General features: G+C 41.3%; 10 protein-coding genes. All 10 read left to right on the top strand.

Annotated elements, in window-relative coordinates; translation table 11 throughout:
* Positions 1-50 precede the first annotated feature (50 nt).
* The 10 genes from BFJ94_RS14055 to BFJ94_RS14010 all read left to right on the top strand — a co-directional run bounded on the left by BFJ94_RS14055 (position 51) and on the right by BFJ94_RS14010 (position 18,361).
* Complete coding sequence (locus tag BFJ94_RS14055) at positions 51-641, top strand: hypothetical protein (protein WP_120463229.1); 591 nt, start codon at positions 51-53, stop codon at positions 639-641.
* Between the two features lie 19 nt (positions 642-660).
* Positions 661-2,325, top strand: coding sequence for a GLUG motif-containing protein (locus BFJ94_RS14050; RefSeq protein ID WP_120463228.1), 1,665 nt, complete (start codon positions 661-663; stop codon positions 2,323-2,325).
* 178 nt (positions 2,326-2,503) lie between these two features.
* A complete protein-coding gene (locus BFJ94_RS14045) occupies positions 2,504-3,349 on the top strand; it encodes a hypothetical protein (protein WP_120463227.1) in 846 nt (281 codons plus the stop codon).
* Between the two features lie 235 nt (positions 3,350-3,584).
* A complete protein-coding gene (locus BFJ94_RS14040) occupies positions 3,585-3,806 on the top strand; it encodes a hypothetical protein (RefSeq protein WP_120463226.1) in 222 nt (73 codons plus the stop codon).
* A gap of 30 nt (positions 3,807-3,836) precedes the next feature.
* Positions 3,837-8,999, top strand: a complete 5,163-nt coding sequence (locus BFJ94_RS14035) for a flavodoxin family protein (protein ID WP_120463225.1) — start codon at positions 3,837-3,839, stop codon at positions 8,997-8,999.
* A gap of 761 nt (positions 9,000-9,760) precedes the next feature.
* On the top strand, positions 9,761-10,732 hold the full coding sequence (locus tag BFJ94_RS14030; RefSeq protein ID WP_120463224.1) for an amidoligase family protein: 972 nt from the start codon (positions 9,761-9,763) through the stop codon (positions 10,730-10,732).
* Between the two features lie 110 nt (positions 10,733-10,842).
* A complete protein-coding gene (locus tag BFJ94_RS14025) occupies positions 10,843-11,355 on the top strand; it encodes a gamma-glutamylcyclotransferase family protein (protein ID WP_120463223.1) in 513 nt (170 codons plus the stop codon).
* 4 nt (positions 11,356-11,359) lie between these two features.
* Positions 11,360-11,632: a hypothetical protein gene (locus BFJ94_RS14020; protein WP_120463222.1), complete on the top strand. Its 273-nt coding sequence runs from the start codon at positions 11,360-11,362 to the stop codon at positions 11,630-11,632.
* Positions 11,633-11,812: 180 nt separating this feature from the next.
* Complete coding sequence (locus tag BFJ94_RS14015) at positions 11,813-13,954, top strand: stalk domain-containing protein (RefSeq protein ID WP_120463221.1); 2,142 nt, start codon at positions 11,813-11,815, stop codon at positions 13,952-13,954.
* Between the two features lie 240 nt (positions 13,955-14,194).
* The gene (locus BFJ94_RS14010; RefSeq protein WP_162944284.1) at positions 14,195-18,361 is read left to right on the top strand and encodes an InlB B-repeat-containing protein; all 4,167 of its coding nucleotides are present in this window, start codon (positions 14,195-14,197) and stop codon (positions 18,359-18,361) included.
* Positions 18,362-18,619 lie beyond the last annotated feature (258 nt).

The raw sequence follows: 18,619 nt of genomic DNA, 5'->3' as shown, positions 1-18,619 counted from the left end.
AGAGCAAAAAGTTAGAAGTGAACCTAAAACAAATACAGGAGGCAGAATCAATGATGAAATCAATGCTAAAGAAGTTCACAGTTAGTGCAATGTTGATGACGATGCTGTTAAGTTCAGCTGTTGCTTCGGCGGCAGACCAAACGATCGATCCCGAGAACGGATCTACGATTGACGTATCAGGTACCGCCGATTCTACTATTATTGTGGTAACAACACCAACAGCTTTAGCATTCGCCATCGATCCGAACTCACCGGCTCCTTTCACATCCGTTCCTGCAACGGTAACTAATGGCACTTATGCTCCAATTGATTTTCAGATTCTTGGTATTATTTCTGAGCCAGGTACATCTGTTAAGGTTGTAGATCAATCGATGCATATTGATCAAGAATGGCAGGGCTTAGGTAAAGCAGCTACAGAATCGCAAATCGCCCTCGGTATTAAGGGGGTATCAAATGGGACAACTATTTGGTCGCCTGCCGAAAGTGATGGAGTCACACCATCAACTGTAGCCGGAACAATCAAGCTCGAACCGAACAGCACAGAGGACATTATGGTAGATGCGAAACATGGTAACGCATGGGGTTCGGCTAAGACTTTGAATTACAAGCTCTATACGAGAGTTGCACTGACTGAAAACTAAAATATGGAGTTAACGAATCGTGGCGGGAGTGTATATCCCGTCACATTTTACTTTGATTGAAAATTTGAATTGGATGGTGAAGAGAATGAAGTCCATTGCAAAGTTTCTCGTTATGTCAATGTTCAGTTTCATGGTAATTGCATCGTTTACGCCGATGAAGTCTCACGCAGCTCCAGTGGTTCCTTCAGGTTCGGGATCGGAAGGTGATCCATATGCGATTAGTTCAGTAAGTCATTTGGAATGGGTTGCTAATCAAGTTAACTCGGGCAACTCATTTGAAAATAAGTTTTTGGAGTTATCTCAGAATATTGATGCGTCAGGTTGGGAGGCTACCCCAATCGGAACCCAATCGAAAATGTTTTCTGGGACATTTGACGGTAAGAATCACAAGATTAGTAACTTAACGATCAATAAGTCTTCATCTGATTATGTTGGCTTATTCGGGGTTTCGAGTGGTTTAGCTACTATTAAGAACATAGGGATTGTAAATGCGAACATCTCAGGAAAGGATAACGTAGGAGGTCTAATCGGGCGTACACTTGGAGAGGTGAGAAATGCATACGTAACTGGGATTGTGTCAGGTAATGACAAAATTGGCGGTTTAATTGGTGATAATAATCGTAGAATCTATGATTCGTATTCAACAGCTACTGTCACAGGGAACAGGCATATTGGAGGCTTGGTTGGATATAATAGCGGGGGTCAAATTTACAATTCATTTGCAACGGGAAGTGTTTCAGGCAGCGTAGATATCGGTGGTTTGACGGGATATAATTATTCAGACATTCGGAATTCCTATGCAACTGGAAATGTAACAGGAGGAATCCGTGTGGGCGGTTTTGTCGGAGTAAATGGCGGATTTATTTCTAACTCTTATGCTACAGGAAATCTTTCGGGAGAAGGGGAAATCGGCGGCTTTTCTGGATATAATAGTGATGGATATGGGAGGATCACGTCCTCATATTGGAATTCAGATAGCGACATAAAAGAGAGTAACATTCCTCAAAATCCAAAGCTTGGGGTCGGCAGCGACAATGTTGTGACAATTGCAAAGACGGTTGTTGAAATGAAATCAGCTGATTTTGCACAATTGTTAAATAGTAACCGAGGTGCATTAGAGGCTGAATGGTTATTAGCGAGTAACACAAATAACGGCTTCCCTACATTTTCATTAATGGGAAGCGGTGGGGATGAAGGAAATTCAGATTCTGAATCTAGTCGAGATATTGATATTACTGGAAGCGTATCAGCGTCGATAATTGTGGTAACCGTTCCTACTACACTGAGCTTCGCAATCAAGACTAATTCAGAAACTGATCCGTTTATCAGTGCTCCATTTAGTGTAGAGAATCAGACCAACTCGCCTATAGAAATCGCATTTTTAGGATTCAAATCCAAAGAAGGAACGACAGCTAAGGTTGTAAATGCAGATAAGTATCCAGATTGGGGTAAGCTTCCTACTTCAAAATCCGAAACTGAAATTGCACTTGGAATTAAAACTGATGGCAAGACCTACTGGTCGCCAGCAGAAACTACAGAAGAACCGAGTTCAGTGATTGATACAGTGAGGATTGATCAGCTAGGTACAAAGGTATTTGCTTTGGATGGGAAACATGGAATGGCGTTTAAACAATCAAAAGTACTTGATTATACAATGTATGCTCGTGTTGGACTAGCAAGTTAATATTGAGTAAGTCATTCGCTCCCCTCAATTCCAGAGGGGAATTTTTTTTTTGCCCATTTGCATATAGCATTTTCATTTCAAGAGTTGTTACCAGATAAACCTTACAACAACTATAAGCCACTAGTGACATGATCATACAGATCACGTTCCGATGTTCAAACCGAAGGGGGTTGATACAGTGAAATTTAAGATAAGAGTCTCATTTCTGATTATCTGTGCCGTATTCATCTGCTTAAGTTCTTCTAGAGTAATCGCCGCAGCAGATGCAGATATAAAATCTATTGAGATTCCTTCAGGCGATAAGAAGCATATGCAAGACGTTTGGGGCAAATTAGGGAATGCAGGAAGTCGTCTTAACCTTGATTTTGAAGCTAACACAGGAGATCATCCCGATTCTCGGCTTCTTGTCTACGATGGTACGAGCGGAACGGTAAAATTCAACAATACCAATTTTCAGGATGCAACTGAAAAATCACGGAAAAGAGTGCTAAGGGAATTCGTTGAGGCGCTTCAGGGGTCGGCAGTCTCGGATCAAACGCAACAAGTAATAATGAGTTCAATATCTGCTTTGAACAGTGAAGTTTCAATGTTGCTGATCCCTTTAGTTACGGAAAGTGCTTCAGCAGATATGTATACTGCAATGATATGGATCAATCCGATCTTGCCTTACGTTAGAGTAGTTTTCGGCATAGGGGCGATCTTACTTACAATTTATCTGATTGCAACATCGATTGCCGATTTGTTTTACATTGGACTACCTGTAGCAAGAGAGTCAATGGACATGAAGGCGAATAATAAAAGGCGAAAGAAGCCATTCGGAATTAGCAATGATGCTATTTCTGCTGTTAGGGAAACAGAAGCTTCATTAAAGTCAACAGGCAGCTATAAAAATGCGTACATGCTTTACTTCAAACGAAGGGTTCTGACCTACATTATCCTCTCGCTCTGTTTGCTCTACCTGATCGGCGGAGAGCTTGGCGGACTTATCGCATGGCTCCTGAGTCTTGGAAGTGGAGTTGTATAAAACATTAATCCTCTCATTTCATGAGGGGATTTTTCTTTTAGATTAAGCAGCAGTAATACCGAAATCGTCGAGTTAAGAAGCCTCGAGTGGTTCATTTATCACCCCGCAACACATGAAACCTAGAAATACCTTTGTATGACGTTTGAGATTAACACAACTTCGACATCTGATTTTGCAGAAGGATTACAAAAGTAGCACATAAATAAAACGATTTTCAGAAAAGGAGATGACGGGAATGAGGGGTATTGAGAGCGGTCAGGTCAATGGGTTCGTTATTGATCACGGTGAAGGTGTCGAAGCAGATATGCATTCAGATGAACTCAGTGACAAGGAGTTTTTAAAGTTTCAGAAAAAGATGATCCGAGCCGAAAAGTGGCTAAATCGCTTAGAGAAAATAACTGCATGGTTGGATCGAGTTCAGCACTGGGCTGAGGAGCGAGCTTCAAAATCGAAATAAGAGCCAGGGAAAAGGATGGAGGTGAAAAGGTTGCAACCTAAGCGTATAAATCGATTTATAGCGGCGCTTATTGCCGTATTTCTTCTAATAACATCCATACCGCTAAATTCGGCTTCTGCAGTCGGTACTCCTTCAACAGACTCCCCAAATGCTATGGCACGTTCGATGATTGACTTCTTCCGGAAAGACAGAACGGAGCTTGCTGTAGACAGGGTTTCTAGAGATGAATTGATGGTGTATGGGGTATTTCTTTCCAATTTCTTTATCCCAGGGAAGACCAAGTTAAGTGATATGGTCGATGCTTCAACGGATAAGCAGGACACCATTCCAAGGATTGTGAGCAATAAATTTTTTGGATCGCCTGATAATTATAAGCAGATCGTGGACGTCAATACGAAGTTATACAATGCGATCATGGAGGTATTCCAATCCTCAAAGTCATCCTTCGGTTTGTTTAAGTCCGTTCCTCAAGATGGGTCACTTCCAATGTCAGGAGAAGATTTTTACAACAAACTGGCAGGAGTAGACACGAATCGAAAAATATATGCGAAGAATGGTTCAGGCGACAATGTTGTAATGGACTTGAACGATAAAGCAACAAGAGCAGCTATTCAAGTACTGTTCTCTTATTCGCCAGAGTTGATTTTGGATAAGGAGAAAGGACTTAGGGCTTTAACCGCCATGTATATCGATGGATTAGGTAACATTTGGGGGGCTTACGATAATGTCGCAATAGAAGAGTATGTACTGATTCTTCCTGCAGCATTAAATCCGGTTGTGTTCTCTGGAACCGCTACTGGGGGTAAGTTTCCGGTCGCAAACGTATTTGTTATGGGCGGTATAGTTAAGATTACGGAAAACTTTTTAGACGGAAAACCCTTCATGACTCCGTACTATAACATTAAGGATTACTTTACGAACGGTTCTTCGGCAGGAAGCACAATGAACAGAAGTAATATGCTTAGTATCTTTGGTATTCAATCGCATTCCAGTATGACAAAGCTATCAGGGGGTTCAGCATTCCGAAGTCTGGGCGATTCAGACACTTTGATCATGAACAGTGATAAGGTCACCTCAAATCCGTATCAAGATGTTCAGAAGTATATTAACGAAACCGTATCTAGCACTTTTTCAAGTAACAATTCGTTTATCTTTTTGACCATTGATGCAAGTAAATTCACCAATGGACAAAAATATTTTGTAGATGAAGAAGCACTCAACAGTGATCAGAAGGATACTTTGTCCAAATACTTATTCGGTGGCAGTGTTTTTTCATTGGATGAATTAGCTGACGATATGTACTATTTCAACGTACCAACTGGAGCCAGCGGCGGTGAAGGTGATTGGAAAACCGATGATGATGCTTTGATGATGAGGCAGAAGATGTTCGCCAAAGAAGTATCGGGTCAATATCAGTTTTATCAAGGCTCTTACTTCTCGTCACCCTTCAACGGCTTTCTTCATTATTATTACGATAGCAAGAGTTCTGGTAACGAACAGGATCAAGTAGATTTTTTAGTGAAATGGCTTCAAGATAACACGACCAATAAAACTTTAAATTCAACTTCTGCTGAGTTTAAAGCGTTAAAGAGTTTTTTGGATTCGGGAAGTTTTGGGACAGATGATCCTGATACAATTAATGCCGCGCTAAAGCTATTGAAATTCGACAGTAATAATTTCGTTTATAATGTGTTGCCCTCATCGACACTCGTCGAGGATAATCTTATACGATCAAACTGGTACCAACCAAAACTTATATCTCCAACTAGCTTTGGTTTAACTGAATATGATTCTTTTCTGGGGTATATTTCAATTGCGATAAGAAAGAGTGCTTTCTTTAAACAATATAACGGATTTGATGATTATTCTTACTTTGAATTTAATGGTGCTGGTCTTTTTCAGTCAGGAAATGGCGGAAAAATCGTAGGTCATGATACTGTCAAAGGATCGAGTAAGAAGGTTGTTGGGACAAACGGACAAAATGCAATTTCTACTCTGTTCTATAATTCTATGGTGTATCGGGTATTTGGAATGAATAGTACCTTTACCCGACAATTAACGAGCAACATGTACGCTGGAACAGAAGTAGATGGCGTTCTAGGTAAATATACTACTCGGACTGCGATCATGAATGATGTCAATAACTACCCAGGTATCTATTGGGGTTACATGGTGCAACTACTCGGCATCGAAAAGAGTAAAGACAGTAAAACTGGTGAGGAAAAATGGGATAGCAAACGTTTCGAGAATGATTTATTGCCCACAATTATATTGAATACGATGGGTGGGGGATTAGACCTTGTTACGATCATCGGAGGATCGGGGGTTGTTGCTTCCGAAGAAAAAACCATGCAGGAAATGCAAACCGATATCGTTAAGAAGATTTATGGTCTTCTCTCGGACGGTCCAAATCAGTACAGAGATAAGCTGATCAAATCTGCACAAGACAGCTGGATTATATCCACCCATAGAAGCATTACCGGTTCGTGGATCGGAAATATTTTAAGTGTAAGTGCAGGCGGAAACCAATCATATGCTTCGATTGTTGGTTACATCAATACGCCTAGTCTGACGGAGTTACCTATAACTTCTTGGTTACTGGACGATTACATGTCAATATACTTGTTGCTGATCTTATTTGTTGCGATGATCGTGATAATAATGGTCATAACACATGTGCGTTCAATTAGAGAAGGGGTATTAATCTTCATCGTAATGGCTTTCGTACTGATAATTCCTCAGTTCTTTATTTCAAGTGTAGTAAATTTATCAAATACTGCAGGAGATAAGCTGTATTCTGGGAGGTTTAATTATTGGGCAATTACTCAGCATCAGCAAGCACTGTCTTCTATGCGTAATGTAAAGCTTATGGATGATGAGAAAAACTATATTATTGCTCAAAACATGGAGTTAGCAAGGGAGGCATATTCCTCAGATGTTGGAGTTCGGGTTAAATGGATGTCACCTAAGAAAGATGATGTTTTCGATGATATGTTTAACAAAGGGAAAATAACTCAAACGTTAAATGAAAATCTGAACATCTTTAGGTGGTTATTCAGCAGTTTTATTAACCAAGAAGAGTATGTTTTCAATGATCCACTGGTCACCTACTTATATAGACCATATAACGCTATAGCTACAGCAGCCAAAAATTCGTACTCCAAACTTACAGAAAAAGCAGTATCAAGAAATGAGTCTGCCAACAAATTATTAAACGCTAAAGAGTCATCCTTCGTTTTCCCTGAGTACAGATTTAAGTCTTTATTGGACGACAATAAGAAAGTTCAATACTCTGATCAACAAAATCAGTTAATAAAATCGAGTGCAACACTATCAGTCACCGATAATTCTGAAATGGAGGAGAGCTATAGGTATTGGGCGTTGAATAGTTCCGATGTTTCTAAAGCCATTTTCCGAAATGATATCAACTCTAATGCAGGATTACGTGCCGCGACAGATGAGCATTCCGAAGCCTTCCTGTTATCAACTGAAAGTCCGTTTTATTACTTCTACAATGCATTGAAGAGCAGATATTCAAGAGTTGATGGAGAGTTTAAATCAGCCTTACTTTCCAAAGAAGTGTTCAGGGCTTCAAGTGATAACCTGAAGGTAAATAATTCAATGAGGGATTTCCTCGATCTGGAGGGGTTATTTACTTACGTGATTCCGTATTTATACCAAGGAAATGACTATGTATATAGGTGGACGGCAACGAATGGGAAGAGTGTCGATACCTTTAACTTCAAAAACGCATTAGAGCCTTCCGATCCTGCGATGAAGGCAAAATTTAACGAAGAAGCGAAACGTAAAGAAGACTTAAAAGCTGTTTGGAAGTTGTACTCACCTTGGGTTGACCAGATTTATTCTCTCGATGTAATGGGGAAACAAGTTCCAATTGCCAATAAAAAAGTGTATGTTACTGATACGGCTAACCCAGGTGCATACGATGATGCCGGAAGACCGATGATCTTTTCTGAGGCAGATATGTATGCGAAGGGGTATAATTACTCTCAGCTTACTGATGTAGAACGGAGAATCCAGTCCACACTGAAATCAACGTACAAGGATCTAATGTATTTAACGAACTATTACGATTTCGATAATGAGGTTCTCATTACTGCAGCAGCAATGATGGCGACATTTAACTTTAATCGTGAATTCTCTGAAAATAGGCTCCTTGGAGAAAGTAGTACGTTGTACCCGCAAAATTTTGAGCTAAAAAACTTTAATTACGATGCTTTCATGAGACTGATCTTAATGAATTCTACTGGAGAAGCGTTAATGGACGATCAAGACCTGTACGCACGGGTTCTTGAAAAGACGTCGATATTCTCAGGATTACTTTTGATTCTGTGTGATTTGATGGCTGTCATCGTTGTGCCAGTAGCGAAGTTATTCGTATTGCTGTTGCTTTTGTTCTTAACCATTGCGATTTGCTTATCAAGTGTGTTGGTTCCTCCAGAGAGACTGACAAGAACCATTAGTAAGAATTTGTTTATACCGTCTCTGATCTTCTTGGCAGCGAGTATTGGGTTTGCATTTGTGATCTCACTATTCATGGGTGAAGGGTTAACGGGATATGTTGGAGGAAGAACGCCATCACTCGGAGTTAGCGATCCTTCGATAGTCATGTTATTAATGGTGGCTGTTGACGTTTTGTACGTCTTTATCCTTTGGAAAATTGCGAAGTTACTCATCGCATCATTGAAGTCGCATGTTATTTCAACTGTTTTTGCAACTGTAGGGCTTGCAGTAGGTGCAATGACTGCATTTAAACAATATATGCGTTCATCGATGAGCAGGACATTTGATGGAGCTCTAAGTCACGCTCTTGATACAGAAGGTGAAAATGCAGTTAATGGTGGACCGATGGGTGGTAATAAGCCTTCAGGGTTGAGATCGAGATTCGGAAAAGGAATTATGTATAACCACGATCAGCTTAACCTGAGCCATTCAGATGGTAATGAAAAGAGTAACCCTTCGATGAACGGCAGAGATGGGCAATCGAATAATGCCGTACTACCTAATGAGAAAGATCGTAAGTTTGAGAATTATATTGATGATCTGTCATCCCGAAGAGCAGAGAGTACTGATAGGAAAGACGATGGGATGCGAAAGCAAACTAAGAAAAGTGATTCTGTTGGTAAAGATATAAAGTCCGATCAAAGCCAGCAAAAGAAATCCGAGAAGTAAAGATTGGAACAGTCGGAAATTTTTCAATAGAAGAGTTTCCGACTTTTTTTGTTTGAGAAGTAGTAAAAACAGCCAGCTAAGGGACTTAAGGTGACTCTTTATTCTGGCTCTTGAAGGTAAAAGTTGATTTAAGTCGTTCATTTCGATGAAATGGTATATCTTGTCCTTTGTGCGCGGATGGGGTATATTGGAACTAATAAAATATTCTTTGGAAGCGGAAGCACCGCAGACAAGCCTATTAACGGGCGTAGTCTGCGGTTTTTTGCGTTCAATGACAATTGGAGGATGATTCTTATGAAATGTTGTACATTTTGTTCTAGCGAAGCTGAAGTACTGTTTAATCACCTTACTCATGATATTGGGTCGCTTTGCGTAGAGTGTTACATGAAACTACACGGATCATGCGGAGTTTGCCGCGGCAGCTTTCTACCTGAAAAAGTGATGCCTGATGTAGATTATCGGATTGAGATTAAATTTATAGGAACAGGAGAAAAGAACTTTATCGTTTGTAATCAATGTGATTTAGAAATTCGTCAGCATTTCCCGTTGATGTTCGTTTAAGGGCATTGGGGGCATGGGTCTAATCTATAGCTTACAAAGTGATCACCTTTCACTAAGGTGATCTTTATTTTTGATTTTAGATAAATTAGGCTCAACATTTTTTCAAAAAACCTATGAAAAGTGCGTCAAAAAGTAACTTCAAACCTGAGAAAAATTACATAACTAACCAGTTAATTGTGGTTGGTTAGGAGGCTCAGGGAGTGCATGTTGAATACACAAGTTTATCATTCGGTTTTGAATTAGAATTCACGGGGATAAAACGTTCAGTGGCAGCTCATGTTGTTGCGGACTTCTTCGACACAGGCAGACCAACACAAATTGGTGGATGGGGTCATGATACTTATGAAATAAAGGATCGATCCGGACGGATATGGAGAGTCGTTAAGGACGCATCAGTTCAAGCGGTTCGACAAGAGAACTCCGAAATAGTAATCGTATCGGATGATTATCAGTGTGAACTTGTATCCCCTGTTTTGGGGTATTCTGATATTCCTTTATTGCAGAGATTAATTCGAGAATTGAAGGAAAGCGGCGCATTAGTAAACAAGAGTTGCGGATTACATGTACATGTAGGAGCTGAGAGATTCTCCCCAAATAACTTGAGAACTCTTTGTAATATTATCTACGCAAAACAATCTTTGCTGACCAAGGCATTGGATTGCAGACAGGATCGGCGCAGATACTGCTTGGATCTTTCGGATGAGTTTATAAAGAAGCTGAATAAAAAGAAGCCGAAGACGATGGGGGAGTTTGCAGAAGTTTGGTATCACGGATTCAATGCTTTACCCTTCCGTCGAAACGATCGATATAACGACTCCAGGTACCGGATACTGAATTTGCACCAGTTATTAAGCGGCAGATTAAAGACAGTAGAGTTCCGTTTATTCAATGGAACTTTGCATGCCGGCAAAGTGAAAGCAAGTATCCAGTTGAGTTTGCTCATCGCGGCTCAAGCCCTTAACCAAAAGAAAGCAACCAGTCGGGTAACAGTGCCTGACAACGGGAATGAGAAGTATTCATTTCGTGTATGGCTTCTCAGACTTGGTGGTATTGGTGATGAGTTCAAAACCATGCGTTATCACCTACTTAAGTACCTTGAAGGTAATTCTGCATGGAGGGAGCCGCCAACGAATGATGACGCTCGGGGCTTGTCAGACGTCGAAGCGCAGTAAGCCCCATTCGGGGTATTCTTGGGCGATCCTGACCGTTATTGAACACTGTACAACCAATCGTAATCCAAGGTAAACTTACCAACTAACTATTGATATTGGAGGTACCGAGTATGAAGCCTTATGTAGCTTACGGGAGCAATATGCACATTAAGCAAATGAAGATGCGTTGTCCTGATGCGTATATCATCGGGATTGGGTGTATTGAAGATCATGAGCTAGTGTTTAAACGCGTAGCCACCATCTCTAAACATATCGGACTATTTGTACCTGTTGTGTTGTGGATGATCTCCGAAAGGGATGAAATCGCTTTAGATCATTATGAAGGCGTTTCAGTTGGACTCTACAGAAAAGAGATCATTAAGATAAAGTTAGAATCGATTAGTGTAAAAAATGACGTGTTTAATGAAAGTGATCTTCCAATTGAACTAGGAGCGATGGTTTATATCATGAATGCCGAATCAAGACCAATATCGGCGCCTACTCGGATATACTATGAGACTATTCTTGAAGGCTACCAACAGAACAACATTGATGTTCGCCCCCTTTCTGTTGCAGCTATTAAAAGCGATTATAGGGACACGGATTATTATGAAGGTTATAGAACAGCTAGACGGAGGAGGTAAGTGTTTGAGCCTACAAATAGTAATGACTCATGGGGTTCGAGAGATTGGCTGTAGGGATTGGCAACTGGTTATTTCATTAATCATCAAGCACTTTTATGGCAAAGAAGAGTTTCTGTCTTTTAAGACTGTTGGGAAGAAAACGGTAGTTACGAATGGGAATGACGGTCATTTACTCACTATCGACAACAAGAAGTTATTTTCAGAAGTAGTTTGGGCAGTATACGGCGATGAGGGGAAGATGAAGTATTATACATTCATGCTTCCGCATGAGTATTAATCACGTAAGTAGCGAGAGTTTGAAATTGTAGGATCGATGTGACTTAAATACAACAGACTATTATTCGGGTTCTTTATATAATGAAGATGATGCCTTCTAAATGGAATGGAGTGGGAATAAGGGACAGATACACAGTTCCTTCTTTTAAAGTTTAGCGAATCCTGTAGATCGGAGGTCAATATGAAAACGAAAAAGTTAACAGCAGTAATACTTGCATTCTCAATTATTTTAGGGGGTCAAGGCGCACTCGCGGCGCAGTCTGAAAAACCAGTCCAAATTGCTTCTGCGGACTTCGATTATTCCAAGGAAGCAAAAGATGCTTTGGCTCACGTCAATAAAATTCGTAAGTCGGCAGGACTGGATGAGGTTAAGCTTAATCCTTACCTTACAAAAGCCGCAGAGAATCATGCTAAATATTTAGACGCGAATGGAGAAACAGGTCACGATGAGGTAAAGGGCAAGAAAGGCTTTACTGGTGAAGGACCGAAAGATAGGGTTCTTGCTGTTGGAGGTTCAAATATAGCACAAGGTGCTAGTGAGGTTATTTCGTATTCGGAGACAACTGTAGAAGGCTCTATCGATCTTATGGTCGATACGGCGTACCATAGGGTTCCATTCCTCAACCCATTCGCTACTGAGATTGGTATTGGCATGGTTGGTAAGAATTTCGTTATGCTGGACTCATCTTTTGGAAATTCGACTAAGATTTCTGTCTATCCATATGACTGGCAGAAAAATGTACCAACAACGTTTACTGGAGCTGAAAATCCAAACCCGTTGAGTAAGTTCGGTATTAGCAAATCGGGGTATGTGATTTCAATCTATCCTCCGCATGTACTCGACTCAAAGAATATCGACGCAACTATAAAGGACAGCAAGGGAAACAATGTACCGTTCTTTTCTGAGTGGTATATGGGTTATTGGTTCTTTTACACGAAAGAACCGCTAAAAAATGGCGAAAAATATACGGTGTCAGTAAACTATAAACCTCTCTATGAGGAAGAGTATGAAGGAAAAACACTCAACAAAACTTGGTCTTTCACAACTGCAGGAAGCTCATCTAACAGTGGTTCTGATAATAAAGTATCGAATTCAAATGATGGTTACTCAAAAGAAGCAAAAGAAGCCTTAGATTACATCAACAAAATCCGCAAGGATGCAGGACTCAGCGAAGTAAAGCTGAACCCATTCCTTACGAAAGCGGCTGAAAACCATGCGAAATACCTCAATGCTGGTAATCCCTATGACCATGATGAAATTGAGGGTAAGAAGGGCTTCACTGGTGTAACGCCCAAGGACAGAGTACTTGCGGTAGGTGGGGATTCTCAATTGGCTCAAGGATTAGTTGAAGTTCTTACAGTTAATAACTCCACTGTAAAGGCAGCAATTGATACCCTAGTCAATACGGCGTACCACAGAACACCGTTCCTAGATCCTTACGCATCGGAAGTAGGCGTGGGACTTGAGGGAAAGAAATTCGCAATGGTATCAAAAACCCGTAGTTCGGATACAACGGATATTTCGATGTACCCTTACAATGGTCAAAAGAATGTACCTACAACGTTTGTCGGAGCAGATGAAGACCCTAACCCGCTAAGAAAGTTTGGTATTGAAAGATCGGGCTATGTTATCTCGTTCTATCCGCCCCATGTACTAGACACTAAAAATATTGATGCAACTATCAAAGATAGTAAGGGCGCTAGTGTACCTTTCTTCTCTGAATGGTACATGGGTTATTGGTTCTTCTACACTAAGCAACCTTTGAAAAACAGTGAAACTTACACGGTATCTGTCAATTACAAGCCGTTGTATGAGGACGAGTATGCAGGCAAAACTCTCAACAAGACTTGGTCTTTCACAACTGTAGCAAGCGGCTCTAATGGGAACGTAACTACCCCTCCTACTGGAGGTGGAGATGTAAACCCTCCACCGAGCGGTTCAACTTCTGCAATCACGGGTAACTTTAACAAGGACAATGTCGGTGTAACAATTAATGGCGATTTGGTAAGTTTGAATCCTCCTGCGAAGATCGTCAACGGAAGCACCTTCATCCCACTTCGTGGAGTTTTCGAGAAGCTCAACTCAGAAGTAAAGTGGAATAATGACAAGCAAGAAGTAACTATTGTTCGAGAAAGTACTACAGTTAAGCTGACAATCGGCAGTAAGACTGCGTATGTCAATGGCAAGGCGATTACACTTTCGACAGCACCGTTTATCAATAACTCATCAACCTATGTACCTTTAAGATTTGCTAGTGAATCTATTGGAGCCGAAGTAAGTTGGGATCAAACAAATTTTATTGCAATCATTAAATCAGAATAATTCTCCAAATTGGGGTCAGATGCATTGAGCATCTGGCTCTTTTCTTTATGTGTGCAGTGATCTCCCAGTTAGGGGTCACTGCATTTTCTTTTATGCTAATCGAAGCACGATTTGCTGGCATTTAGTTACTAGAAAAATTTCAAAATGTTGTGGAGATTAGATGATTTTCAAGACAGTCAGCAAGAGCAAATTTATAAGACCAAGAGAAAAAGAATAAGCACAAGTAAGGAGATGAAGGATGTGGCAAACAGTAAACAGGAAAGAAAAAGGATCATCTCAGTTCTCTTGGTGATCGCTCTACTCATCGGGTTATTCCCAATGAGTGCTCTTGCTGATGATCAACCAAGTGACAGCGACTACGGAAATGAAGTGAGCGTAACGGATGCCGTTTACGGTGAAACCAGTGTTACGAATGCAGTATACGCTTCCGATCCGAGTCACTTCGTTTACGAGTTAAATCCGGAATGGATGAATGAACCTTATGCCTATATCCGAGAGTATATCGGACCAGGTGGAGATGTGGTCATCCCCGCGACAATCGAAGGGCGACCCGTTTCAAGGATTTTTGGAGCAGCATTTCTGGGTAATCAAAGTATTACGAGCGTAGTTATACCTGAAAGTGTTGAGCGAGTCGAGGTTAATGCGTTTGCGTACAGCTATGGAATTAAAAGTATTGTATTTAAAAATCCTGATACGATAATTGGTGACAAGAATGGTTTGTCTGATTGGGACATTGTGATCCCATACCAAGCTACAATTATCGGACATAACAATTCGACCGCAGAAAGCTTTGCACGTAAACGAAACATCAATTTTTTGAGTATTGATGAGCCTTGGACTACAGAAACAGACTATGGATCACAAGATGCTATGTCTCGCTTCCATCGAGGTGAAGATGTTGTCGTGAGCGAGCTGTTCCAAAGTAGTGAGCTGGCAGATTATTTTGTTCATTGGATGGGCGAGCTTTGGGGACTATGGACAACACCAGTCTGGAACGGGACGATCAACGATACGATCAATAAGCGTGATGTCGAAATGAGGATGCAAAGGTTTTACCAGAATAAAGGACACTTCTCATTCGGCTCCGATGATTTCAAGGGATTCACAAGCTTAGAGGGTCTGCAGCTATTCAAGGACAGTATCCTTCGCGACCCTAAGTTCTCAGACAATGCAGTATTTCAGTTTAGCGGCAATCAGCTTCGTGAAGTGAATGCCCTGAGCTTCCTGAATGGGGTAAATTTTCTGGATCTCAGTAATAATCAGTTGGAGAACATTGACGGGCTAAGCGGTCTTGAAAGGCTAAGTCACTTAGATGTGTCCAATAACAAATTAACCGACCTAGATGGCTTGAATAATTTGAGAAGGTTGATCGAGCCGCAGACAGCGGCGACAACGACCAGTGTTCTTGATTTCAGTCATAACCGGCTCTCCAACATCGAGGGGCTAAACAATGTAAGCATGCTTGATACACTAAATGCAAATAAGGTTGATTTCAGTTACAATTTCTTAACCAATAGTAACATTCCCACTTTATCGAAGCTGTTCAAACTTTTCGACCAAGTAGCAAAACCTCAGTTGCTGTTCGACTACAATTATATTTTTATTGACGACCAGGCAGCAGGTAAACAGTTCTACAACGATTGGTTAGAAATATCCGGTCTATCGAGGGGCGACAACCGAGCCAATACTCCGCAATACAATTATCGATTCGTTAAAGGTGCTGACACGTTAAGAGTCGAGCATCGTGTCAAAGGAACAGATGAATTGCTATCTTTTGAGGAATATTCGACAGCGGACAAGTCTTTGGACTTGAACGCTTCCATTACGTACAATGCCAAGAATTTTGAAGGTTATTCCCTCATTGGTGATTCAGGTAAGTATGTTTTAAACAAAGATCATATTTTCACTTCCAAAATCGGCACAGAGCGTCACTTAGTTAATTCAAGAAATGGGTTATCGATCTCCAATGTAGGACTGCCAGATAATATGACTAGTTCAATTACGGATGAAGGGATATTGACCACTACCGATACAGCGGGCGAATACAACATTGTTGGTAAAGGAACTACAGAGGTTAATATTCATAGCGAAGGGGTATCTCATGGCATTTATCCGCTCACTTTCGACACCTTTGGAAGCAAGGACAATGTCATCGTTTTCTATTACCAATCTTCTGCTTCATTAGCGAAGCATAAGTTAACAGTCGGTATGGAAGGGCAAGGTACAACCTTTCCTGCAACTGGCACTTACGAATACGATGACGGAGAATGGGTTTCCATCTCTGCTCGGAATACAGTACCAGGATATGAACTTGAAAAATGGGTGATTGATGGCGAGGATTACTTCGATGCCTTTGGTTATGGGGTAAGCTTGAAAATGGACAGCGACAAAACAGCAATAGCTCACTTCAAGCAAAACCAACCACAGCCTACACGGTATACGCTAACGGTTAATCAAGTTGGAATGGGAACAGTTACTCCGTTCGCAGCTGGCAGTGTTACGAATTTTCCCGAGTTTGAATCGGTCAGCCTGATGGCTAATCCCTCGCCGGGATATAAGTTCGAGAAATGGGTCGTGAATGGGCTAGAGTCAGACGATCAGAGTCTCACCTTGTATATGGATCGTAATGTTGAAGCGATAGCGCACTTCATCCCCATTACATCACCGCCCAAGGAATTCAAGCTGATCGTTGAAGTCGTAGGTGAAGGTACAGTCAATGTTCTAAATGAAGAAACGAAAGAAGTGTTCCAAGATGTGCGCGGCGCAGTAGGACAGTTTAAGGAAGGCACTGAAATATCCGTATCAATGAATTTTGTTAAGGGGCATAAATTCACTAAATGGATGATGGATGGACAGGAAATTGTTGAAGAGTCGCTCTCGTTTAAGATGGATGAGGACAAGATCGTCCAAGCCTATTTCGAGCCAGTCGTTCCATCACCAGAACCGAAAGGTAGTATAGCAGTTGAATTTGTTGATTGGGAAACGAACAGTAAGCTCAAAGAAGATGTAATTCTGTCGGATTTGCCGTTAGGTGATCATTCATATAGAGCTGATGCGTTTATCGGGGTATATAAGCTAATTGGAGAAGCTGTTAAAAATGTCGTACTAACAGCAGCCGAGCCATTCGGAAAGCTGACCTATTTCTATAAGAAAGACGTTGTCATTCCGACACCTGAACCAGAGCCGAAGCCAAATCCTGAACCGACACCTAGCCCTGATCCTGAACCAAAGCCAACGCCAGAACCGAAACCGGAACCGAAGCCAGAACCGAAGCCAGAACCGAAGCCAGAACCAACACCGGAACCGAAGCCTGAGCCAAAACCAGAGCCGAAACCAGAGCCGAAACCAGAGCCGAAACCAGAGCCGAAACCTGAACCGACACCCAAGACGGAATTACCAAAGGTAGAGTCACAGCCGGAGCCTGAAACAAAATCGAATGAAAAGGATCAGGATCTTAATCCAGACCGAGAAGGAAGCAGCCATGTGAGCACAGTGCCTGCTCCAGTGGTTGAAAAGAAAATGGATACTTTGCTCGTTGAAGCTGTAGATCATGAGTCCGAGGAGTTTCTCCAAACTGAGGAAATCGATACCTTGCACTTAGGTTTGAATGAGGTCAAAGCCCCCATTATCGCTGGCTACTCTTTGATCGGATCGGATAAGCAAACGGTATTTATCAGCGAGAATGGTGAATCTTTAACAGTTACCTTCAGGTATCTGAAAGAAGCTGAGCCGAACGAACTGTTTGGTGTTGTATACGGGGTTGTGAAGGACGCGAACGGTAATCCTATGCAGGGAGTAAAAGTCGAACTTCATTCCGATCCACGAATTACTTTTACCAACGAGAACGGCGAGTACCGCTTTGAGAATGTCGAGCTTGGGAAGCATACGGTTATATTGAAAAATCCATTTACCGACAAAGAAATTTCTCGGATCAACGTTGTTGCGTACAAGGACTACAGAGACTCAGATTCGACTACGGTTGAATCGGTGCAAGTAGCAGAAGAAGTAAAACGGTCAATCGAATTAAATGAATCAATGAGTACTCAACGGGTTGACTTCGTTATTGAAGCCATTGAACAACCAGAACCGGTATCGCCTGACAAGAAGTTCCCTATCGTTCCGATAGTGGCGACTCCCCCGCTAATCATAATTCTTCTGGCGTATTCCAGAAGAAGGAATGTGGTGATTTACAACGGAGCTAATCTGCTGATTAAAAAGATTAGGGTGAAGGCGAAGCCTGAAACTGTCATTGATCTTACTGGTTATGCTGCAAGTGCATTCAAAGTGGTTTTCCGAAAGCCAAATAGCTTCAGGAATATTGATTTGTACATTAAATATGGCGACACCATTACGCAAGTCGAGTTGGCAGACGATCTAAACTTCATCGTGTTTTCTCCAGAGAATTAAATACAACAATACAGAAACACCTCGCGCTAAACGAGGTGTTTTCTTCTGTTCAGGGGTATAGATCCCGCCGCGCGAAGGTTTTCGAGAATTTTTGAGTTAATATCGTCTGACCGATGTTCTTGTGTTCTTGAAATACAAAGCATCGATAATTAGCCGATGAAACTAGTTGGTATTTTATATAGGCAACAGTTTTTCAATACGTTCTTGACCTCTAACGATTTCATGAGTTGATGTGAGAAAAATCTTATTAACAACAAG

It is taken from the genome of Paenibacillus aceti (genome assembly GCF_003614185.1).
GTDB classification, from domain to species: domain Bacteria; phylum Bacillota; class Bacilli; order Paenibacillales; family Paenibacillaceae; genus Fontibacillus; species Fontibacillus aceti.
The sequence above is the reverse complement of the archived record's forward strand: the minus strand, read 5'-3'. Positions and strand labels throughout refer to the sequence as shown.

What these genes read in the sequence shown, in the direction of transcription:
- BFJ94_RS14055 (WP_120463229.1), top strand. Translation starts at nt 51, where the DNA reads ATGATGAAATCAATGCTAAAGAAGTTCACAGTTAGTGCAATGTTGATG.
- BFJ94_RS14040 (WP_120463226.1), top strand. Translation starts at nt 3,585, where the DNA reads ATGAGGGGTATTGAGAGCGGTCAGGTCAATGGGTTCGTTATTGATCAC.
- BFJ94_RS14025 (WP_120463223.1), top strand. Translation starts at nt 10,843, where the DNA reads ATGAAGCCTTATGTAGCTTACGGGAGCAATATGCACATTAAGCAAATG.
- BFJ94_RS14015 (WP_120463221.1), top strand. Translation starts at nt 11,813, where the DNA reads ATGAAAACGAAAAAGTTAACAGCAGTAATACTTGCATTCTCAATTATT.